The organism is Paraprevotella sp. (genome assembly GCF_986071375.1).
The window spans coordinates 1-21,728 of sequence record NZ_CFQRNQ010000028.1; the positions used below are offsets into that span (position 1 = coordinate 1).

15 protein-coding genes are annotated in these 21,728 nt (G+C 51.3%); 8 read left to right on the forward strand and 7 right to left on the reverse strand.

Going from position 1 to position 21,728, the window contains the following annotated elements; genetic code table 11:
* Positions 1-183 precede the first annotated feature (183 nt).
* The 4 genes from AC5RDV_RS12345 to AC5RDV_RS12360 are packed head-to-tail and all read right to left on the reverse strand — an operon-like array spanning position 184 to position 5,378.
* Positions 184-1,758: a S41 family peptidase gene (locus AC5RDV_RS12345; RefSeq protein WP_282747870.1), complete on the reverse strand. Its 1,575-nt coding sequence runs from the start codon at positions 1,756-1,758 to the stop codon at positions 184-186.
* Positions 1,759-1,780: 22 nt separating this feature from the next.
* The gene (coaD, locus tag AC5RDV_RS12350) at positions 1,781-2,239 is read right to left on the reverse strand and encodes a pantetheine-phosphate adenylyltransferase (protein ID WP_008617490.1); all 459 of its coding nucleotides are present in this window, start codon (positions 2,237-2,239) and stop codon (positions 1,781-1,783) included.
* 10 nt (positions 2,240-2,249) lie between these two features.
* A complete protein-coding gene (locus AC5RDV_RS12355; RefSeq protein ID WP_195996403.1) occupies positions 2,250-4,217 on the reverse strand; it encodes a DNA topoisomerase IV subunit B in 1,968 nt (655 codons plus the stop codon).
* Positions 4,218-4,226: 9 nt separating this feature from the next.
* Positions 4,227-5,378, reverse strand: a complete 1,152-nt coding sequence (locus AC5RDV_RS12360; protein WP_008627148.1) for a GNAT family N-acetyltransferase — start codon at positions 5,376-5,378, stop codon at positions 4,227-4,229.
* Positions 5,379-5,583: 205 nt separating this feature from the next.
* Between AC5RDV_RS12360 and AC5RDV_RS12365 the strand changes: the two genes are divergently transcribed.
* Entirely contained in the window at positions 5,584-6,738 is a 1,155-nt protein-coding gene (locus AC5RDV_RS12365; RefSeq protein WP_282747871.1) for an OmpA family protein, read from the forward strand.
* A gap of 50 nt (positions 6,739-6,788) precedes the next feature.
* Here AC5RDV_RS12365 and AC5RDV_RS12370 read toward each other — a convergent pair whose 3' ends face one another.
* Both AC5RDV_RS12370 and AC5RDV_RS12375 read right to left on the reverse strand, forming a co-directional pair.
* On the reverse strand, positions 6,789-7,997 hold the full coding sequence (locus tag AC5RDV_RS12370) for a THUMP-like domain-containing protein (RefSeq protein WP_130893900.1): 1,209 nt from the start codon (positions 7,995-7,997) through the stop codon (positions 6,789-6,791).
* A gap of 5 nt (positions 7,998-8,002) precedes the next feature.
* Complete coding sequence (locus tag AC5RDV_RS12375; RefSeq protein WP_282747872.1) at positions 8,003-8,677, reverse strand: M15 family metallopeptidase; 675 nt, start codon at positions 8,675-8,677, stop codon at positions 8,003-8,005.
* Between the two features lie 368 nt (positions 8,678-9,045).
* Here AC5RDV_RS12375 and AC5RDV_RS12380 point away from each other — a divergent pair, with 368 nt between their 5' ends.
* The 7 genes from AC5RDV_RS12380 to AC5RDV_RS12410 all read left to right on the forward strand — a co-directional run bounded on the left by AC5RDV_RS12380 (position 9,046) and on the right by AC5RDV_RS12410 (position 19,783).
* Complete coding sequence (locus AC5RDV_RS12380) at positions 9,046-9,240, forward strand: hypothetical protein (RefSeq protein ID WP_282747873.1); 195 nt, start codon at positions 9,046-9,048, stop codon at positions 9,238-9,240.
* A 733-nt stretch (positions 9,241-9,973) separates the two neighbouring features.
* Positions 9,974-12,058, forward strand: coding sequence for a PEGA domain-containing protein (locus AC5RDV_RS12385; RefSeq protein WP_282747367.1), 2,085 nt, complete (start codon positions 9,974-9,976; stop codon positions 12,056-12,058).
* Positions 12,059-12,100: 42 nt separating this feature from the next.
* Positions 12,101-14,287 (forward strand): BACON domain-containing protein, encoded by a 2,187-nt coding sequence (locus AC5RDV_RS12390; RefSeq protein WP_282747368.1) that lies wholly within the window; start codon positions 12,101-12,103, stop codon positions 14,285-14,287.
* 57 nt (positions 14,288-14,344) lie between these two features.
* Positions 14,345-15,673: a fibrobacter succinogenes major paralogous domain-containing protein gene (locus AC5RDV_RS12395; RefSeq protein ID WP_282747369.1), complete on the forward strand. Its 1,329-nt coding sequence runs from the start codon at positions 14,345-14,347 to the stop codon at positions 15,671-15,673.
* Positions 15,674-15,685: 12 nt separating this feature from the next.
* On the forward strand, positions 15,686-17,557 hold the full coding sequence (locus AC5RDV_RS12400) for a hypothetical protein (protein ID WP_282747370.1): 1,872 nt from the start codon (positions 15,686-15,688) through the stop codon (positions 17,555-17,557).
* Between the two features lie 27 nt (positions 17,558-17,584).
* Complete coding sequence (locus AC5RDV_RS12405; RefSeq protein ID WP_282747372.1) at positions 17,585-18,286, forward strand: hypothetical protein; 702 nt, start codon at positions 17,585-17,587, stop codon at positions 18,284-18,286.
* Positions 18,287-18,295: 9 nt separating this feature from the next.
* The gene (locus AC5RDV_RS12410) at positions 18,296-19,783 is read left to right on the forward strand and encodes a hypothetical protein (protein WP_008627174.1); all 1,488 of its coding nucleotides are present in this window, start codon (positions 18,296-18,298) and stop codon (positions 19,781-19,783) included.
* A gap of 77 nt (positions 19,784-19,860) precedes the next feature.
* On the opposite strand, the gene AC5RDV_RS12415 is transcribed toward AC5RDV_RS12410, so the two are convergent.
* Positions 19,861-21,618 (reverse strand): 1-deoxy-D-xylulose-5-phosphate synthase, encoded by a 1,758-nt coding sequence (locus AC5RDV_RS12415; protein WP_282747374.1) that lies wholly within the window; start codon positions 21,616-21,618, stop codon positions 19,861-19,863.
* Between the last annotated feature and the right edge of the window lie 110 nt (positions 21,619-21,728).

Genomic DNA, 21,728 nt, shown 5'->3' on the forward strand with positions numbered 1-21,728 from the left:
TGAAAAATCACTCGCCTGAGATTGATTTTCCGTTTGGCGCACAACGGTAGCAGCCCATTACCTGAAAGTGGGCTGAAAGATGGCACTTCCATCCTTCAGGATACTAATATGCTTTAAGCGAAAGGTTTACAGCATATCCTGAAAGATGGAAGATGTTTTTGTGAAACTCCTGTGTAAGGTAGATTATTTAAGAAGCTCCAATGCTTTTTTCACGAACGGATTCTCTTCGTACATGACGGCGAAGTATTCCGACATGTCCCAGATGTCCCGTGCAATCAAGGCTTTCATCTGAAGTTTCAGTTCCGGTAATGTCTTTTGAAGTTCTTCCTCGTCTTTGGGCTTCACACCGGCTTTTTCCCCTTCAGCAAGTACCAGGTCGATGAGTTCTTGGGGTGTTTCAAAACCAGTTTTGAATTTGTCGAATGAAGCGTATCCGCGCCGGATTTTCTTACGGTATTTATCAATAAACTTGAGGTCGGCGTTGACGATGGCACCTTTGGCCGTCAGTTCGCGATGGAATTTGGTGTAGCGTGCCGTATCCAACGGTATGAAATAGTCCGGCATGATACCTCCTCCTCCATAGACGGTACGGCCTTTGCGCAAAGTCTTATATTTTAAGGAGTCGGGGAAGTGGATGCTGTCTGCGTTGGTCAGTTCGCCATGGTTGTAACGTTCTATGACGTCCATGTTATACTTCATCTTGTCCCCCATGGTGTAGGGCTTTTGGATGCAGCGTCCGCTCGGTGTATAATAACGTGCCACGGTCAGTCGGATCATGGAGCCGTCGGGCAGGACGAAAGGCTTTTGTACCAGGCCTTTGCCAAACGTGCGGCGGCCCACCACCAAGCCGCGGTCCTGGTCTTGGATGGCTCCCGTGACGATTTCGGAGGCCGAGGCTGAATATTCATCCACCAATACGATGATTTTCCCCTCACGGAACAATCCCGGGCCTTGGGCGCGGAATTCTTTATAGGGCGTGCGCAATCCTTTGGTGTAGACAATCAAATCGTTCTTGGGCAGGAACTCACTGGCAATGCCCGTCGCGGCATCCATATATCCGCCGCCGTTCTGCTGCAAGTCCAGTATCAAGTCCTTCATGCCTTGGTCTTGCAAGTCCTTGATGGCTTTCTTCACTTCATCATGGCTCGTGCTACCGAAACTGGACAGGCGGATAAGCCCCACAGTGGGGGTTACCATGAAAGCCGCATCTACGGTAGATACAGGAATCTTGTCCCTCGTGACGATGAATTCCAATCGGTCTTTGATACCGTTCCGCACCACACCTAATTTTACTTTTGTATCTCTCGGGCCACGCAACCTGCGCATGATTTCCTCACGGCTCATCTTCACACCGGCAATGGCTGTGTCGTTCACGCTGACGATACGGTCGCCGGCCAGGATGCCCACCTTTTCCGACGGTCCTTTGGCCACGGGCTGAATGACGACAAGCGTGTCTTCCAACATGTTGAATTGTACGCCGATACCGTCGAAATTACCTTGCAACGGTTCGTTCATCTTCTTGGTTTCCTCGGCGTTGGTGTAAGAGGAGTGCGGATCCAGTTTGGAGAGCATCCCGTTGATGGCATCCTCCGTCAGTTTCACTTCGTCCACGCTGTCCACGTATAGGCTGCTGATGGCCAACTGGGCCATGGAGAGTTTACGCATGGACTGTTCCATTTCCGACATGTTTCCTTTCCGTTGCGCCGGAGCCGTCCACGGAAGGCAGAAGAGCAAGGCTGCCCAAAGAGTTTTTTTCATGATGTTTGTGCTGAATTGTTGTTTATTCATATTCGAGTCCCTCCGGGATATAAGGTGATATGTCCTTCCCGAAGTGCATAAGTTCCTTCACCATCGTGGAACTGATGAACGCCCATTCCGGTTCTGTGAACAAGATAATAGTCTCCACGCCTGTCAACCGGCGGTTCAGGTCGGCTATGTTCATTTCATATTCATAATCCTTGATGGAGCGTATGCCGCGCAGGATGAAGCGGGCGTGATGGCGGGCTGCGAAATCTACGGTCAGGTCCGAGTAGCCCTCCACCTGGATGCGTTCGTCCCCGGCAAAAAGTTTACGCAGGGCGGCAATGCGCTTTTCCGTACTTTGTTCCATGCGCTTGTATTCATTGATGCCCACGCCGATAATGATGCGGTCGAAGAGCGTAAGCCCCCGTCGTAGCAGAGATTCGTGTCCTTTGGTAAAAGGGTCGAAACTACCGGGGAATATGGCTATTTTTTCCATTGATGAATCTTTATATAGCGGTTTCTGCGGTTTCGTCTTCTTCCGCACGGTCTTCCTCGATGACCAGGTTGTTGATAATGAAGTTCTGTCGTTCCATGGTGTTCTTGCCCATGTAATATTCCAATAGCTCTTTCACTTGGTCGCTCTTATGCAACGACACTTGTTCCAGACGGATGTCCGGGCCGATGAAGTGCTTGAACTCGTCGGGAGAGATTTCCCCAAGCCCTTTGAAACGGGTGATTTCCGGGTCGGGACCTAAGGCTTCGATGGCCGCCACGCGCTCCTCGTCGGAATAACAATAGCGGGTGATGAAGTCCGATTTGGCAGCCTTGGCTTCTTCTTCCAGTTCCTTCAACTTTTGCTTGCCGATTTTGTTTTTGCGGTTGCGCACGCGGAAAAGGGGCGTCTGGAGAATATACACGTGTCCTTTCTTAATAAGTTCGGGGAAGAACTGTAGAAAGAAAGTAATCATCAACAGGCGGATGTGCATGCCGTCCACGTCGGCATCGGTAGCCACGATGACTTTGTTGTAGCGTAGCCCGTCTAGTCCGTCTTCGATGTTCAGGGCGGCTTGCAGGAGGTTGAACTCCTCGTTTTCGTACACCACTTTCTTTGTGAGACCGAAACAGTTCAACGGCTTGCCTCGCAGGCTGAACACCGCTTGGGTCGTCACGTCGCGGCTCTTGGTGATACTGCCGCTAGCCGAGTCGCCTTCGGTGATGAAGATGCTGCTATCCTCCTTCAGGTCGCCTTTGGCATCGTTCAGGTGGATGCGGCAGTCGCGCAGTTTGCGGTTGTGCAAGTTGGCCTTCTTGGCTCGTTCGCGTGCCAGCTTTGTCACGCCGGCGATGGCTTTGCGTTCCTTTTCGTTTTCGGTGATTTTTTGTATGATGATGTCGGCGATGTCCGTATTCTTGTGCAGGTAGTTGTCCACCTGTTCTTTGACGAAGTCGCCCACGAACTTGTCTATGCTGATTCCGCCGTCGGGTATGGTGGTCAGCGACCCTAATTTGATTTTCGTCTGGCTTTCGAAGAGCGGTTCTTCGATGTTGACGGCGATGGCCGCCACCAGTCCGTTACGGATGTCTCCGTAATCGAAGTTCTTGCCTGAGAAATCTTTGATGGTCTCGGCAATGTGTTTTTTGAAGGCACTTTGGTGCGTGCCGCCTTGGGTCGTATGCTGTCCGTTGACGAACGAATAATATTCCTCTCCGTATTGTCCCGTGTGGGTAAAGGCTATTTCTATGTCTTCCCCTTTCAAGTGGATGATAGGATAAAGCCCGTCGTTGGTCATATTATCGTTCAACAGGTCTACCAGACCGTTGCGGGAATGGATGCGGCGGCCGTTGAACATGATGGTCAGTCCCGTGTTCAGGTATGTGTAGTTGCGCAGCATCGTTTCAATGAATTCGGTGCGGAACGTGTAGTTCTTGAACAAAGCACAGTCAGGTTCGAAATAGATGAAAGTTCCGTTTTCGTCGGCTGTCGGTTCCGTCGATTCGCCGGTCAGGATTCCGCGTTCGAAAGTGGCCCGGCGCATTTCGCCGTCGCGATGGCTTCGCACTTCGAAGTGCGAGCTGAGCGCGTTGACCGCTTTCACACCCACTCCGTTCAGTCCCACGCTCTTCTTAAATGCCTTGGAATCGTATTTGCCGCCCGTGTTGAGCATGCTCACCGCTTCGATGAGTTTGCCCAAAGGGATACCGCGGCCATAGTCGCGTACGCTGACCCGCAAGTTGTCCTCTACGGTGATTTCTATCCGTCGGCCGGCATTCATTTTAAACTCGTCGATGCTGTTGTCTATCACTTCTTTCAAAAGCACGTAGATACCGTCTTCGGCATGAGAACCGTCGCCCAGTTTTCCGATGTACATGCCCGGACGGGTACGGATATGTTCCATGTCCGACAAGTGGCGGATATGGTCTTCGGTGTATTCGGTAAGTATCGGTGCTTCGTTTGGTTTCTCTTCTTCTGCCATAGTGTGTTTCTATTTAAGTGACTTCTGGTAGCAACGTCTGTGTTTATGTACTTCTGCGTCTAAGTAAGCCCATTGCCCTTGGCTTTTTTCGTTGGTCTCCAGTTGCGGATGCGTTTCGCCGAACTTAAAGCCCATCTGTTGGCAAATGGGGATGAGGTCGGCGAAGAGCATGGCATTGACCCCTTTGTTCTGATATTCCGGAAGGACGGCCACAAGCAACAAATCTATGATATCCGAATGCTTGAAGAACAGGGCCTTGACCAAATGATACCAACCGAAAGGGAACAGGCGGCTCTTGGCTTTCTGCAAAGCGTGCGAGAGGGAAGGCATACCCACCCCCATGGCTATGATGCGTCCTTCGGCGTCTTCCACGAGCGTGACGAGCCGCATGTCTACGAGCGGAAGGTAAGTGTTGACGTATTGGGCAACCTGTCGCTCGTTCATCTCGGAATAACCGTACAACGGGGCGTATGCTTTGTTGACTACATCGAATATTTTCGGCCCCCATCCGCCTTTACGTATTTCTTTGGCGCTTTTGAATTTGCGTACACGCAGGTTATAGCGTTTGGCACTCATCTCCGCCACGCGGAAATATTTGTCCATGTGCGCCTGATGGTCTTGGTCGGGTACGCGTATCTTGCGCTCCACCCAGTCCACCTCTTTGGTATAACCAAGGCGGTCCATGTGAATTGGATAATAAGGATAGTTGTATGTTGTGGACATCGTGCTCAACTGGTCATAGCCGCCGGTGAGCATGCCTTCCGGATCCATGTCCGTAAACCCTAAAGGCCCTACTATCTTGTCGCATCCGCGGGCACGTCCCCAAGCTTCCACCGTGTCCATCAGGGCACGGCTCACTTCCGGGTCGTCCGTGAAGTCGATCCAACCGAAGCGGGCGTTGTTCGTGCCCCATGTCTGATTGGCCTTATGGTTGATGATGGCAGCCACGCGCCCCACGATTTTTCCTTCGCGTAGAGCCAGAAAATAATCCACGTCGCAGAAATCGAAGGCTGCGTTTTTCTGCGGGTTGAACGTGTCGAGCGTGTCCTCCAAAAAGTCGGGCACGGCATACGGACAGTCCTTGTACAGTTCGTAGTTGAAACGTATGAACGCTTTCAACTCTCGGCGAGTCGATATTTTTTTAATGGTTACAGCAGACATGTCATATATGTAAAATGGTCAATAAATTGCGGCAATGCGCAAACGTGCAAATATAGCCTTTTTTTTATTAACAGTTGAGTAAAATGCTTCGCTTTTCGCTTATCCTCCCTTTTTTTTAAGAAAAAGTTAAAAAAGATTGTTAGCTTCTTGTATTTATCTTATATTTGTGAACTTAATTCAAGTTGAATCATAAAAATATAGACTGATGGGAAAGATAAGATGTATGCTCGCGGTTATGGCTATGGCCATAGGTACGGGAGTGGCTTATGCCGGAGAAGGAAACAGTGAGAAAGATTATCGTCCGTATCCGCACATGTTCTTCGGGTTGAACGGGGGCGCGCAAGTGTCTTTTACTCATTATGATTTCAGCAAGTTGATCACACCGAGTTACGGCGTTTCGTTCGGTGCTTATTTCAATCCGGTCGTTGGAGCGCGTTTGCATGTGAGCGGTTACGAGAACAAGGGGGGGATCAAATCTTTGAATGAAACTTACGATTTCAATACGGTGACGGGTAGTGCGGACTTGCTGTTGAACGTGACCAACATGTTCCGTAGCGATAAAGATCGTGTCTTTAATCTTATTCTTCTTGGAGGTGTAGGATTGGCAGGCGCATGGGACAATGACGATTTCCACGCGTTGGCTGCCAAAGCAGCCGAGAACTATCCGATGGCATGGCAGGATCGTAGGCTTTCGCATAATGTGCGGTTGGGAATGCAGCTCGATTTCAATATCGCCAAACATTTCGGACTGAATCTGGAATTGGCCGCTAATAACAGATCCGATCGTATCAATTCTAAAACGACCGACCGAAATGACTGGGCTGCCACAGCTTCTTTAGGTCTGATTTTCAAGTTCGGGCAGAAGAAGGCCGAAAAGATGGCGGAAGAGCCGGTTCTGGTGGCAGAGGAATGGGCTACGCGTACGGATACTGTTTGGTATGACGACATCACGTATAGGGACGTGCCCGAAAAAGTCACCTACGAGGACAATATTTACTATAAAATCCGTTTGAGCGAACCGGATCCGGCTTCAAAGATTCAGAAGATAGCCGATTTTGTCAAGGCGCATAAGAATTGCAACGTACAGGTAACCGCTTATGCAGATAAAGCCACGGGAACACCGGAGTTGAATATGCAATATTCCAAGGAACGGGCGGAGAAAGTCGTTGCGGCGTTAGTGAAGGCCGGTGTGAGTCGCTCTGTCATTACTTCCGAATATAAGGGCGACAACGTGCAACCGTTTGCCGAGAACGACAAGAACCGTGTGGCTATCGTAAAAGTCACGGGTGAGGGCGTGAAGAAGGAACAAGTGAAGACGAAGAAATACAGATTGGAAGAGACCCGTTACAGGGTAAAGTAACAGAGCAATTTTTTTCATAAGGAAGGGGTCGGCTGTGAAGCCGGCCTTTTTTATTGGGGTCCCGCTTTCCGGCACCGGAGCAGCACATGCCGTCCGTCGGACAACGTCGTGGCGAAGAGGTAAGCGTTGCCTCCCTCCCTTAGTTTGAGGCGTTTGCGGAGTCCGGCTACGGTGTCCGGAAAGTTGCGGACGGTCAGATTGGCTTGTCCGAGGCCGTTTAAAAGTCCTTTCAGTTCCTTTTTGCCGAATCCGCAACAATCCTCTATGGCAAACGCCCGCCCGGGAAAATCCTTGCAGGAATGGTCTGAGGTGTATAAATGGGAATTGGGATGCAGTTTCCGCAGGCCGTAACGTGTGGCCAGGCTGCGGAATCCGCCGCACTTCATCACGGAAGCATTCGGTTCGTAGAGAAATCGGCCCGGCGTGTCCGAATAAGTGCATGCGGCCTCCTCCTCTTCAGTCAAGGTGAACGTGAAAGTGGGGTCTTCCGTGCCGAGGTTGACGCAATGGCACGCCGTCTTTTCCGGTTTTTGCCGTGTCATGACCAACAGCAGTTCCTTGCATTCCCCTTGTACGCTGACGGCGTGGACTTCGGCCACGTGTGCCAAGGTGCGCAGGGCCGTCCGGATGTCCAACATGGGGGAGAGCTTGATGAGGCTGAAAGCCGCCTTGCGGCGGATGGCTTCCTGGAGGATGGATAAATCCGGCTCGCAGTCTTCTATGGCCACCGTCTTGCGCCCGACGGTGTCGCGCCGTGCCGGGTCGACGAAGCAACAAGTGGCGTCGGGCCATTCGTCCGGCGAAAGGGAAGAGTCGGTTTCCCGGATTTCCGCTTGTGCCAATCCCAATGTTTTGAAGTTATGTGCCGCGATACGGCACAATTCCGGTTGGCGTTCCATATAGACAGCCCGGTCGAACAGTGGAGCCAGAAAGCTGAAATCGATGCCGAAACCTCCGGTCAGGTCCATCAGGGTATGGGGAGCTTCCGTGCCGTCGTTGTCCAACAAGCGTTTTACGAGGGCTTGTTTGTACCTTGCCGTCTGTTCCGAAGAACATTGCTCCATCGGGAGACGGGGCGGATACTGTATCCCGTCTCGTTCCGCCCATGAGGGGAGTTTGCGTCTTGCCGTCTGCCAACCCTCGATTTGTTGCAAGGCCATGCGCAGGTCTACGTTCTCCGGGGCCGGTTTCAGGGCCAGTCGGCGTACGTCCTCCTCCCGATGTGTCCGGATGAAGTCTTGTGTCTTTTCGTCCAGCATGTGTTTTACGGGATGGGTTTATAATGCGCTTTGGCTTCGGCGCGCGTGATGAAATTGAAATGCCACCATTCCGTGCGCAGGGCTTTGAACCCGGCTTGGCGCATGACCCGGCGCAGCAGTTCGCGGTTGCTCCGGGCTTCCGGCGTGAGTTTGCCCTGCTTTACCATTTCCGCCTCGTTGTCGATATGGGCCAATTTGCCTAAGTAATCTATTTTCGTGCCCATGGACAGCGTGTCGCCTTTCGCGTCGCAGAGCGTGAGGTCCACGGCCATACCGTAATTATGCAATCCCCCGCCGTTTTTGGGATTGCTCACGTAGATATTCTTCGGTGTTCCGGCCACTACGTTCCACATTTTTTGTTGGATGTGCATCGGGCGGGCGGCATCGTACACCTTCAGGCTCAGTTCCGGGTGGGAGGTCTTCAGGATTTTTTGGGCCTTGGCCAGGGCGCGTGCGGCTTTCGGGTGCAGGTAAGCTTCATGCAGGTCGGTGTAAAGTACCCGTCCCGTGAAGTTGTCCGCCCGTGCGTACATCAGGCTCACGTGTATCGTGCTGTCCATGCTGCGGACATCCACGAAGCCCGCCCGTTCCATGGCTTGAGCCGTCCGTCCCGGAGTTTGGGCGCAGGCGGCACTTCCGGCTAAAAAGCATGCTAAAAGGATATATGGAGTGAACGTCATATTTATGGGGTTGTCATTTTGCACCGCAAAGATACGGATTATGCCTTGATCATTGGACGAATCAACGGGGTTTTTGCTTGCTTTTTGTCAATTTTATCCTTGTCGTTTTATGGTTTCCGGAAGTTTTGGTGGCTCATGAAACGGTCTGTTTTTCACACAAACTCCATTCTTCTGCTTCTATTGCGCATTTCCGGTTTTTAATCTCAGCCGAATTGAAAATCGTTTGGCTGAAAGAGATTTTTCGTCTGGCGCAGAGTGGTGGTGAGTTGTCGATATTTGGTGCCGGAAATGTCCGTCCGGCGGCGGATGGAAAGGCTTTAAGCACCTTGTCAATCTCTATTTGTAGAGAAAAGACGTACCTGAATGGAATGGCAGAAAGAAAGGAAAATGTTTGCAAGGATGACGCGTCCGGGAGTTTCTTCCGCATGGTGCGGGGAGGCGGGAAACGAAATGGCAGCCGAAACGGGAAACGGCTTTCTTTCCGGATTTCCCTGACGGCGCGAGAATCGCTTGAAATCTTCCACGGCGGATTTTCCCCGGAATACGCGCCGCATTTCGGATGAAAATGACAAAATGTCAAAACGGCTTTGGGATTGCCAAAGGAGGTCTTTCCGGTTACAAGGGAGCACTGCGGATGGGAGTCAAGAGGGGCTTATATACCTAAGAAAAAGGATTTTGCCTGTTATACCGAAAATATCTTGAAGATTTATTTGTTTCTTTCAACCTTCTTTAGTATTTTTGCCCTTGTACTCCTGCGTTCCTATTTTTCATGGCGAGGGCGGATGGTTCCGGTGCCGTGATAAGGATGGGAAAAGCTTACGCCGGGCCTGAAGGAAAGAGGTTGTGCTCGGAACCGACGGCGGGTCTTGGGCAAGTCGGAGCACTATATATTGGGAAAAGGCGTTTACATGCGTCTTGTCTTGGGCTTATCAGAATCTCGCAAGTTCACAGTTTGGTCAAGATAAGGCAACAGTAGATGTCCTCGGGATGTGTTTTATACGCATCCCCTTATATTTGGTATATTCACCTTATTATTATATAAGGGTGTATGTGCCGGGTATGGGGGAATTGTATACATATCGGCGTGGGCTTCTGCGTTGCTCGTTCTACCAGACTGGGCAATGCGAGAGCCTTGATAAGCGGGACGGGTAACGGGTACAGACTCTCACGCTTTTTTTCGTATATAATGATGTACTAACAGGATTGATTTGCGGGGAGAGTCGGCAGATATGGCGAAAAGAAATGCTTTTGTCGCCTGAAACGGTCGGTGCGGCAAATGGCAGGTAGATTAAGAAAATGTCACAACAAAGTTTAAAAAGGAAGTGGGCACTCTGCTTGTTGCTTTGCTGGGGGATAGTGGCTGCTTATGCCCAGTCGGAACGCTTGGACGAGTTCTCTATCACGGAGTTCTACCAAGACCAACAGGCCACTACGGCTATGTCTGAGCCTTATGGTAAACGAGACGGGAGTGGGTCATGGTATGCCATCATCAAGTTTATGTCGGCCGACCCCGCGGTGAAAATTGACAACCCCGAGGCTTTCACGTTCAATTTCGGGAATATGAAACATTTCACGAAAGTGCATGGCGACGAATTGTGGATTTATGTGCAGAAGAACGCACGTACGGTGACCATTAACCGTGAAGGGTATGCTCCTATCAAGAAGTGGGACTTGAAGACGACCCTCAAAGAAGGAGCGACGTATGTCATGAAAATTACTTTTGATCAATTGGAGACTTACACGAAGCCGTCCTTGAAAAAGCAATTCCTAAGGATACAGTTGGAGCCTGGTCTTTCAGGTGCCGTGGTCACTTTGAAACGTGAGGGCGAGGAGGCCTCTTTGGAGACTTCCTATACGGATGCTACGGGAAGTAAGGCTTGGAATAAGGAGTTCGGTACGTATGTGTATGAGATTAAGGCACCCAACTATAATGTGTCGAAAGGGAGGGTGAAGCTCACCACTTCGGACAGTACCTATGTGGAAAAAGTGAAGTTGATTCCAAACTTCGGTTACCTTGAGGTACAAGATCCCGGCAACGCTTCTGGGGCAAAAGTCTTTGTCAACAACAAGGAAGTGGGCACGGTGCCTTATAAAAGCGATACCAAATGGGATTGCGGAACATACGAACTGTTGTTGGTGAAAGACCTTTATAAGAGCCATACCGAGACGTTTACCATCGAGCAGGGGAAGACTACGGTCATCCGGCCTGAAATGGAATCCGACTTTGCCGAAACGACACTGACCGTAGAAGGGGATGCGGAAATTTATGTGGATGGCATACGCAAAGGGAAAGGCCGTTGGGCCGGCCCTTTAAAGGCAGGTACTTATCAGGTGGAATGCCGCAAGGCCAACCACCGCCCGACTTTTAAGAAAATCACAGTGGAAGTGGACGTAGCCAGTACCATCGCCCTCGATCCTCCTGTGCCCATTACAGGTTTCTTGTCGGTCAATTCCAACCCGTTGGGCGCACAAATCAAGATTGACGGGAAAGATTACGGCATTGACGGGGAAAAGTATGGCGTGACCCCGAAAAACATCAAGAACCTGCTTATCGGCCAACATAAAGTAGAGGTGTCCATGGCAAACCGGAAGCCGGAGGTGCGCGAGGTGAACATCGTGGAAGGCAAGGAAGAGACGCTGAACGTGGAATTAAGTTCCACGGCAAAGATTTCGTTCTCCAGTACGCCGAGCGGTGTCGGAGTGCTGATAGACGGCACGCTCGAAGGCACCACCCCGTTCACGAAGGAGATGGCTTCGGGCACTTATGACATCCGGGCCAGATACTACGGTTACCGTCCTTTCCACCGCAAGATGTACATCGACGTGGCTAAGCCCACGGTGCATTTCAAGATGGCGCGCCAGTTGATGAAGAAAAACACATTCTATTTCGGTGCGGACGGGCAGTTCGGGGCACTTACGGCCGTGGGCGGCACGATGGGCTTCTATGCCGGGAATGTGAATATAGAGGCTTTCTACATGAAAGGTTTTGGCAAGGAGACGGTCTATTGGAACTCCACGGGAAATGATACGGAGGGGGCGGCCCATTGGGCGGAAGAGGAACTTGAGGTAAAGACCGTTGCGGGCGGCAAGTTCGGTTACGGCTTCATATTGGGCACACGTTTCCGCGTTACCCCCCAAATCGGTTGCACTTATGTGGGCGTGTCGGGGAACAAAGAGACTTCGGTGTATGCCTTATCGGGTACGGTTGGGGTGCGCCTTGAAGCGGCCTGTACGTCGCATTTCGGCATCAGCCTGACGCCGGAATACGCCTTCAAGCTTGCCGAAGCCGACGGTTATAAGCTGTTGTCGTCCGTGTTGCCCTCCATGAAGGACTGGAGCGAGGGCTTCAATTGCAAGGTCGGGGTCTATTTCTTCTTTTAATGACTTGAAAACGCACAGATGGTTATGAAACGGAAAAGAATTATGAAATATTTGTCAGGATGCCTGGCGCTGTTGGGGCTGACGGTGTCCTGCAATGACGAACTTTACATGGGCGGCGTGGGTGTCGTGCCAGCCACGAAGGCTTATTACTTATATACGAATATGTTAGGCTTCAACTTGCCCGACACCGTGACGGAGCTTTCCACGTTCGGCGTGGAATGCAGGAACGTGCCGTGGCGGTTGGACGTGGCCGACGAATGGCTCAAGGTCTCCCCGGCGGAAGGAACCGGGGAGGATACGTTCTCCATCGTCAGCGTGGGGGCGGATGTCAACCCTTCCACGTATTACCGTTATTCGGTGTTCAGTCTGGAGTCGGCCATCGATACGACGGTTTACCGGTACAGCCAGCAGATTTGGGCAGAACAGCAGGGGAACACGGGCACGTCGTTGACTGTGTCATGCGATGTCCCGTTGCGGGTTTCCGCATCCGCTGCGTCGGAGACCTTTACGGTGGAGACGAACGCGCCCAAGTTCGACCTGCGCACCGATGTCGATTGGCTTCAGGCTACGGCTTCGGGCAACGAGGTCACGTTTTCCGTGGAGGCGAACACCACCGAGGACGTGCGCGTGGGCTATATCTATTTCGACACTTACAGGCAGGAGTGGCAAAGCTCTTCGCCTACTATTTATACCTATTATTTGGAAGTCCGCCAGGAATCTCCTGAATATTCCTTGTCCGAAAGCAGTCTGGCCTTCCGCAATACGGCGGGCACGAAAACGGTAACGTTGTATTGCGACTTGGGATGGACGGCTTCTACTACTGATTCTTGGATTCAGGTCAGTCCTTCCTCCGGCTCGGCGGGTACGGTGGAACTGTCGGTGAGCGTGACGGAGAACGGTGGAGTAGAGGAACGCTCAGGAGCCGTCAACCTCCATGTGGACGGTGATTTCCTGATAGAGATTCCGGTGAAGCAGTCGGGCTTGTATATGGACATGACGGAAAGCCGGTTTGATTTTGAATCGGGTGCAGCTTCGCGGACTGTGTCGATGTCCACCAACCTGTCGTTCTGGAACGTGTTGGAGAAACCATCTTGGGTAAGCGTGTCGCCGGAGAGCGGCGAGGCCGGGGAGCATACTCTTACGATAAATGTCGAAGACAATCCGAACACTACAAAAAGAGAAGGACGTGTGGTTGTGGGTAACCAAGGGCTTTCTTTGGCCGATACCCTTTGGGTGACGCAGGAAGGCAAGTCGTTCGGCCCGCTCGAAACGGTATTGCAATTTGAAAACGTGGCCTCGTCGAACACGCTCGACATCTCGACCGATGGTGATTGGACGGTTACGACTTCAGACGGATGGATTACCGTCGCCCCGTCGTCCGGACATGGCAACGGGCAAGTGACGGTTACCGTAGAGGCCAATGAAACCGACAATGAACGTACGGGGTTACTCTCTGTGGCGGTGGGCGGCACCGTGCAGTATGTGAACGTGGTGCAGAAAGGACGTTATTTCACCATCGACCGGGGACCGTCGGCTTCTTTGCCTTCGAGGGGAGGAACCATAGAATTAGGTATTGCGACCAATCAGGCGTGGACGGCAGCCGTGAAGAACCAGTCCTCATGGTTGGCACTTTCCGCCACGCAAGGGCAAGGCGATGCCAAACTGGTGATTTCCGCCCAAGACAACCCCAGTCTGGAAAGCCGGACGGATACCATCGTATTTACACCCGCCAACAAACAAGGAGTGAAGTTGGCCGTCAAGCAGGCCGGACGTTACCTGAAAACCGATGCACAGGCCGTGTCGTTCTTCTATAAGGGGGGAACATCTGCCCCTGTGACGGTGTCTACCGACGGGACGTTCCGTGTGGAAAAATCTTCCGGAGCCGATTGGTTGGTTGTGGCAACGAACAATAACCTACTCATGTTTACTGCCGAACCGTATAGCGGCAACGACAAGCGTACAGCCACCGTATCGCTTTACCTGACCGGCTTGTCCGGCGAGGCATCCGAGGCCAAGATGGTGGACATCGTGGTGACGCAGTATTCCAAGAACACCCAGTTCGTGCGTGACGACTACGGCGAGGATGTCCGTTTGGACATAACTTATAAGGACGGTGCCCTCATCATCCGGTCGGACTATGGCGAGGACAAGGACTTGTCGCCCGCGCCCGGCACATCGGGTGAAATCAGCCGTGACGACTACGGCACGGACCAGAACTTGGAACAATAAGCCGCAAGGCATAAAATAAGAATCAAGAACGAAAAAACAGAAGATAAAATGAAAACAATGAAGAAAAGGATAAGCCAACTCTTTGGGCTTGTGGCCGTAGGAACGGCCTTGATGGCAGGGGTATCGTGCAGCAACGACACCGAGGAACTCATGGGGCAGCCAGGAGCGACGGAGGAGACGGAACATACGGCGGTCATGCACTTGACGGGCGGCTTGCAGTCCTACACCCCGAAGCGTGAGACTTCAACGGAATGGAACGAGGGGGATGTCATCTACCTGCGTTTCTATCAGGCCGATGAGAAAACGGTGGTGTGCGGCAAGGCGGTTTACAATGCCTCGTCGTCGCTGTGGAACATCAGTTACTACGGTAACTTGTCTACTGGCAGCACTTTGAAATGTGAGGCTTTTTACTTTGTCAATGCCACGGCCACGGACAACTATCATGTGACCATGACTCCGATGAGCTGTGCTTATGTGGATGAGGCTGCGACTTATATCGTGGATGACAGTGAACTGTTCGTAAGTGCGGTTTTGGCTCCGAAGACTGCCCGTATGCACATCAAAGGGGAGAAGGATAAGACGGTCACGGTTTCAGGGGTGGTGTACAACACGTCGTTCAGCCTGACGGACAATGTGTTTACGACATCTACGGAAGAGATAAGCACACAGTTTGAGTCCGATGGCTATACACCTTATATATATTGTTCGTTGGATGAGACCCACGTGATTACACTGGACGACCTTTATTATAAGTATACCAAGACCTTCGATCCGACCAAGTTCATGGCTGGCGAGAGCGGTTACATGGTGATGCCGTCCCAAGTGGAGAACAAGGGATGGACCTCTGTTTATTATTATCCCGAAGAGGCCGTGGATTTGGGGCTTAGCGTGCGTTGGGCTTCAATGAATGTGGGTGCCTCGAACCCATATGACGATGGAATCTACACCTCGTGGGGGGATGCGTATGGTACGAATACTTCTACCAGTAGCAGTTATAACAATGATGTACATGAAATAGTGGGAAATCCGGCTTATGATATCGCCACGAACCTTTGGAACGAACGTTGGCAGATACCGACAAGAGAGCAATGGGAAGAGTTGATAAATAATTGTACATGGACGTATGCCTATGATTCCGAAAGGAAGGTTTACGGATATACGATAACGGCTGTGAACGGGAATTCCATTTATTTACCTTTTTATTTCTATACTACAGGGGAGAATATAGTGAATGGGTCTTCTTACACTTCTGGATATTATTGGAGTTCCACAGAGTACAGTAGTTCGAATAAGGCTTATGCATTAGAATTAACTTCCAGTTCCAAATATATAGATTATAATAGTAAATATTACCGGATGCAAGTCCGTCCGGTTCTTGTAAAATAATGACATAGTCTGATGAAACGACGAATAATAAACCTATGGCTGCTCTTGTTGGTGCTTTGTCCTGCTCTGGAAGCCCAAAACTGGGACTATATCCGTTCATCCGGCGAATATTATTACGGTTCCGGCACGGGGAAGACGGAGGCTGAGGCTGACAAGGCTGCATTGAACGACTTGGTACAGATGATAGCGGTGCATGTGTCAAGCGATTTCCAGTCGCAGACCGACGAGACCCAGGCCAACGGGAATATCGACCACAAGACTTACGTGAGGAATTGCGTGAGCACTTATTCTTCCTCTGCCCTGACCAATGTGGAGAAATGGACGGAGGGGGAAGAACCGGAAGTTACCGTGCGGCGTTATATGTTGCGTTCGGAGTTAGACAAGATTTACGAGAAGCGCATAGAAAAGATACGCGACATGGTGGCCATTGCCGACGGGGCGTTGGAGAAAGCCAAGGTGGACATGGCCTTGCAATACTATTACTGGGCTTACTCCTTGGCACGTTCCCTGCAACATCCCACGGAAGCGAAGGATGAGGCCGGGCATAGCTTGGTGACGCTGCTTCCGGTGAAGATACGGGGCATATTGGAAGACATCAGTGTGGCTTTCGAAAAGCGTGAAGGGGATTGTGTGGATTTGGTGTTCAACTACAAAGGTCGTCCCGTATCGGGGTTGGATTTCCTCTATTCCGACGGGCGTGAAGAGTGCGACGGGGCAGCGAAAGACGGTCGCGGCATGTTGGAGATGGCACCGGGCTATGAGACGGAGTTCTATCATCTTGACATTGAATATGAGTATAAGAATCTGGCACGTGGGGACGATGAGTTGCAGGCCGTGTTGAATGTCGTGGCGAAGGCGGCTTTTCCGGAGTCTTCGGTAAGCGTGAAAGGCCGTGCGGCGCAAGGAGGCACTTCGGTTGCGGCTTCCCGACCTACGGCACGGCCGGCCACTGCAAGTGTGGCCTCCACGGATGCCCCGGCAGAGGCTTCTGCCGCAGGGCCATCCCCGTCGCAGACGGTGGACGACGATGCCTTGTATTGTGAAGCGATGGAAAAGGTGTTGGCAGCCATCAAGTCGCGCAATTACGTAAAGGCCAGTTCTTGTTTTACGCTCGAAGGCCTGGACGTGTATAACAAACTGATTTCTTACGGTACGGGACGTGTGGTGGGACAGCCTGATATGGTGTATTACCGTAGCAGTAACGGGCAGGTGGTGGCACGCGGGCTGCAGATGTCCTTTTCGTTCATGAACGGGAAGCGGAAGAAGACGTTTGTGGAAGACGTGGTGTTCACGTTCAATCCGGACAAGAAAATCTCCAATGTGGCTTTCGGATTAGGGAAAGTGGCAGAGTCGGACATCCTGAACCGTTATGCGCCCGGATGGAAAGACGAAACCCGCGAATTGATCATGGAGTTTCTGGAAAACTACAAGACGGCTTATTGCCTGAAACGTCTGGATTATATCCGTGACATCTTTGCCGACGATGCCGTCATCATCGTGGGCAATATCGTGAAGCGCAACCTTGCGGCGGTGCCGGAAGAACGTGCCATTTCGCTTGAAGGGCAGGACATCATCAAATATAACCGTTATGATAAGGAGACCTATCTGGCCAATCTGGCCCGTACGTTCAAATTGAACGAATTCATCAACCTGCGTTTTACGAACAATGACGTGCAGTGGTTGGAGAAATATGAAGATGCGGAAATCTACGGCATACAGATAGGTCAGGAATACACCTCTTCCCGTTACGCGGACAAAGGTTACCTCTTCCTGTTGGTGGATATGACCGACCATGATGCACCGCAAATCAAGGTGCGTACGTGGCAGCCCAATGAGGTCTCGATGTCGAAGATATTCAGCGCAGGTGATTTTTATAACGACTAACACTATTCATTTTTAAAACATGGTATTATGAAAAAGATTTTGGTATTATTGGCCGTGGCGTTCATGGGCGTATCGGCAGGTTACGCACAAAGTGCGATAGAACTGGCCAAACAGCAACGCGAGCTAGACAAGGTGAATATGGACATGTTAAATGCCAAACCCTCGAAAGATGCAAAGAAGCAGGCGAAACAAAGGACAAAGGACGGGTGGGAGGTGCCCGCCGGCAGTTTGTCTATGGCCAGTCAGTTTACCCGAGCGCAACTCATGAGGCAGGAACTGATGGCTAACGATGCGGGAGAACCTGTGGCCCGCTACATCCTCCATGAGGCTACGGTGACTTCCGGTTCGGAATCTGTAGGCTACTCGTCTGCACGTGCACAATGCCAGGCCGAGATAGCCAGTATGTTGGAAACGAAGATAGCTGCGGCTATGAAGCGTAAGCAGGACAATGCCCAAAATTCTGCCATTGATGCTACCACAGTGGACAAGTTCCACGAGCGCGGACGGGCAATAACGGATGCCACGTTGTCGATGATGACCCCTGTGGTGCATATTTACCGTGTATTGCCGAACAACAATTACCAAGTGCAGGTAACCGTGGCTTATGACAAGAAAGTCATGAAAAAGCAAATGAAACGCCAGTTGGCAGAGGAACTTGAAGCGGAAGGCGACGGCTTGGACAGCGAGTTGGACGGTATCGTGGACGAGGTGCTGAGCGAGGAATTTTAGTATAAGGATATGAAGAAGGCATCTGTTATAGTGGGCATGGCATTGTGCTTCTTCGGGCAGGTACAGGCCCAGAATGATGACTTCGGGGATGACTTCAAAGAAGATTTTGAATCTTTTCGACGAGCTATCCATAAGGATTTCAATAACTTCCGGAAGAAGATAAACAAAGAGTATGCCGAGTTTTTGAAAAATCCGTGGGAGGAGTTTACGGAAAAGAAACCGCTCGTCATACCCAAAGAAGACGATGTGCCTCCGGTGATTTACCCGGAGGAGGATAAGGACAATCCTCTTCCTGCCCCAGAGCCATTGCCTTTTGATGTGGTCATTCCGGTTCCCAAACCTACCCCACAACCCAAACCTGTGGAACCCATTAAGGAAGACCCGGAACCGATGCCGAAAGTGGATTTCTCATGGTTTGGCACTAAGTTAAGCGTACGGTTTGATACCTCATCGGCTTTGCAGATGACAGGCGCAAGAGAAGATGTGGTTTCTGCTGCGTGGTTGGAACTGTCAGGGCAGCAGTACACCAATCTTGTTTATGATTGCCTACAGTTGCGTACGGAGTATAAGATGGGCGATTGGGCTTACCTTGAGATGTTGCAGGCTGTGGCCGAAAAACTCTTTGGAGAGGGTACGAACGAATCCACTTTGCTTATGGCTTACTTGTATTGCCAATCCGGCTACAAGATGAGGTTGGCACGCGATGATTCCGGCGTTTTGCACATGCTTTTCGCATCTCGCCACATCATTTACGACATACCGCATTATAACGTGGGAGGTGAGAGGTTCTATCCTTATGGGGAATGCCCTTCGAGCATATACATCAGCGACAATGCATTCCAGGGCGAACAGAGCCTGTCCCTTTGGTTCGCTGCATCTCCAAGGTTGGCTGTGTCTGCCACCTCATCACGGACGCGTCAATCCGAGCGTTATCCGGAGGTAAAGGTTACGATGTCCTCGAATAAGAATCTGATGGACTTCTATTCCTCTTATCCCACTTCGATGGTGGGCGACAATTTTGTAAGCCGTTGGGCTATGTATGCCAATACGCCGATGAGTGAGGATGTGAAGCGTCAGATATATCCGGACTTGAAAGCAGCCATAAACGGATGCGACCAGTTGACGGCTGTGAATAAGTTGCTGAATTTCGTGCAGACGGGCTTCGAGTACGAGTATGACGACAAGGTATGGGGTGGCGACCGGGCTTTCTTTGCAGAGGAATCCCTTTACTATCCATATTGCGACTGTGAGGACCGTAGTATCCTTTTTACCCGTTTGGTACGCGATTTATTAGGGCTTCGTTGTATCCTGGTTTATTATCCGGGACACCTGGCCTCGGCTGTGGAATTTTCGCAGTCTGATGCCGTGGCGGGCGATTATGTCTTGTTGGAAGGACGAAAGTTCGTGATAGCCGATGGTACTTTTATCGGTGCACCTGTGGGCAAGACGATGTATGGCATGGATAACCAGACAGCCAAGGTAATTTTGTTAGAATAACAGTAGGGTTCTTTTATATATGTGGCAAAGAGGCAGTTCCTTTTGTAATAGGGGACTGCCTCTTTTAAGTGGAATTTTTATAACTGCGCGAGGATGTCTTCGGCAATCTGTTCCGCCGTCAGGTGGTTGTCGCGGAGGAATGCCGTCACGTCGAAGCGGTCTACGAACTCCTTGCGGGCACCGAAGTTGAGTACTTTCATGGGGCTTGTGCCGTAGTGGCGGGCGATTTTCTCACCGAAGCCACCGTCCAGTACGCCGTCTTCTAGCGTGGCTACAAGGACATGGTCGGCTTTCAGCGCATCTAATAAAGTGGCATCCGTTCCGGTGATATAGCGTGGGTTGATGAGGGTGGCTTCAATGCCGGCCCTTTCTTTCAGGATACGTGCGGTGGATTCGCCTAATGAAAAGAAAGAACCCAAGGCGAGCAGGGCTACTTTTGTTCCTTTCCTTACGACCTCATAACGGTTCAGTTGTCCGTAGTCCGTATCGATTTTGCGGTTTGCGTGGATGACTCCGTTGGCTGGCACGCGGATGGCTACGGGATGCTCATTCTGATGCAGGCTCCACTCCAACATGGCGAAATACTCTTCCTTGCAGGTCGGGGCGAGATAAATCATGTTAGGGATGTTGCTGATGAGCGGGATGTCGAAGAAGCAAAGATGTGTCACATCGTTCATGGCCGACAATGATCCCCAAAAGACGAGCAGCGTGGCCGGATTACGGTTGATGCAGAGGTCTTGTGAAAGTTGGTCGTAAGCCCGTTGGATGAATGTACTATACACACCGAATACGGGTTTTCCACCCGCCTTGGCGATGCCGGAAGCCAAAGCTACGGCATGCTCTTCGGCGATGCCCACGTCCACGAACTGGTGGCCTGCGGCTTGCCGTTTATCTTCCGTAAAGCCCATGACGGTGGGCGTGCCTGCCGTGATGCCTACCACGCGGCGGTCTTCTTTCATCTTTTTCAGCAAATAGTCTGCAGTCAGTGTCCCGTAGTCTTCTCCTCCCTCGGGTTTATGCCGGGGTTCACCCGTTTCGATGACGAATGGTGCACAATAATGCCATGGTTCCTTGTGTTCTTCTGCCGGTCGGTATCCCTTGCCTTTCAGGGTGTTGATGTGTACCACGACGGGGTGGTCGATGTCTTTCACCTTTTGGAATGCCGAGATGAGGCTTCCGATGTCGTTGCCTTGGTCTACGTACAGGTAATCCAGTCCCATGGCCTTGAAGAAGTTGCAAGGACATGTGCCTTGGCTTTCACGCAGCTCCTGCAGGTTACGGTACAGGCCTCCGTGGTTCTCAGCAATGGACATCTGGTTGTCGTTGACTACGATGATGAAGTTCGTGCCCAATTCTCCTGCGTAGTCCAATCCCTCGAAAGCTTCGCCGCCGCTCAGCGAACCGTCTCCGATGACAGCAATGACATTGCCTTTTTCGCCTTTCAGGTCACGGCCTTTGGCCAGTCCTCCGGCCAAGCTGACTGAGGTGGAGGTATGGCCGATGACGAAATGGTCGTGTGCGCTTTCCGACGGCTCGGAGTAGCCCGACACGTCATCGTATTTTTCCGGATAGAGGTAAGCGTCTTTCCGTCCGGTCAGCATCTTGTGCGGATAGCTTTGGTGGGACACGTCGAAGACGATTTTGTCTTCCGGCGAGTTGAACACGTAATGCAGGGCGATGGTGGCCTCCACCATGCCGAAGTTCGGGCCGAAATGGCCGCCGTGGTCGCTCAGCCGGTGTAACAATGCTTCGCGTATTTCACCGCTCAGCAGGTTGAGTTCCTCTCTGGACAATTTTTTCACGTCTTCCGGAGAGTTGATGTTTTCTAATATCATAACGGATAATTTTGTTGTTTTAAAATAATGGTACAAAGATACGCGGTTTTACTGGAAGGTTTGTTATCTGGATTACGGGTATTTTTACCCGGATTACGGGTTGGAAATAC

What these genes read in the sequence shown, in the direction of transcription:
- AC5RDV_RS12345 (WP_282747870.1), bottom strand. Translation starts at nt 1,758, where the DNA reads ATGAAAAAAACTCTTTGGGCAGCCTTGCTCTTCTGCCTTCCGTGGACG.
- coaD (WP_008617490.1), bottom strand. Translation starts at nt 2,239, where the DNA reads ATGGAAAAAATAGCCATATTCCCCGGTAGTTTCGACCCTTTTACCAAA.
- AC5RDV_RS12355 (WP_195996403.1), bottom strand. Translation starts at nt 4,217, where the DNA reads ATGGCAGAAGAAGAGAAACCAAACGAAGCACCGATACTTACCGAATAC.
- AC5RDV_RS12360 (WP_008627148.1), bottom strand. Translation starts at nt 5,378, where the DNA reads ATGTCTGCTGTAACCATTAAAAAAATATCGACTCGCCGAGAGTTGAAA.
- AC5RDV_RS12365 (WP_282747871.1), top strand. Translation starts at nt 5,584, where the DNA reads ATGGGAAAGATAAGATGTATGCTCGCGGTTATGGCTATGGCCATAGGT.
- AC5RDV_RS12370 (WP_130893900.1), bottom strand. Translation starts at nt 7,997, where the DNA reads ATGCTGGACGAAAAGACACAAGACTTCATCCGGACACATCGGGAGGAG.
- AC5RDV_RS12375 (WP_282747872.1), bottom strand. Translation starts at nt 8,677, where the DNA reads ATGACGTTCACTCCATATATCCTTTTAGCATGCTTTTTAGCCGGAAGT.
- AC5RDV_RS12380 (WP_282747873.1), top strand. Translation starts at nt 9,046, where the DNA reads ATGGCAGAAAGAAAGGAAAATGTTTGCAAGGATGACGCGTCCGGGAGT.
- AC5RDV_RS12385 (WP_282747367.1), top strand. Translation starts at nt 9,974, where the DNA reads ATGTCACAACAAAGTTTAAAAAGGAAGTGGGCACTCTGCTTGTTGCTT.
- AC5RDV_RS12390 (WP_282747368.1), top strand. Translation starts at nt 12,101, where the DNA reads ATGAAATATTTGTCAGGATGCCTGGCGCTGTTGGGGCTGACGGTGTCC.
- AC5RDV_RS12395 (WP_282747369.1), top strand. Translation starts at nt 14,345, where the DNA reads ATGAAGAAAAGGATAAGCCAACTCTTTGGGCTTGTGGCCGTAGGAACG.
- AC5RDV_RS12400 (WP_282747370.1), top strand. Translation starts at nt 15,686, where the DNA reads ATGAAACGACGAATAATAAACCTATGGCTGCTCTTGTTGGTGCTTTGT.
- AC5RDV_RS12405 (WP_282747372.1), top strand. Translation starts at nt 17,585, where the DNA reads ATGAAAAAGATTTTGGTATTATTGGCCGTGGCGTTCATGGGCGTATCG.
- AC5RDV_RS12410 (WP_008627174.1), top strand. Translation starts at nt 18,296, where the DNA reads ATGAAGAAGGCATCTGTTATAGTGGGCATGGCATTGTGCTTCTTCGGG.
- AC5RDV_RS12415 (WP_282747374.1), bottom strand. Translation starts at nt 21,618, where the DNA reads ATGATATTAGAAAACATCAACTCTCCGGAAGACGTGAAAAAATTGTCC.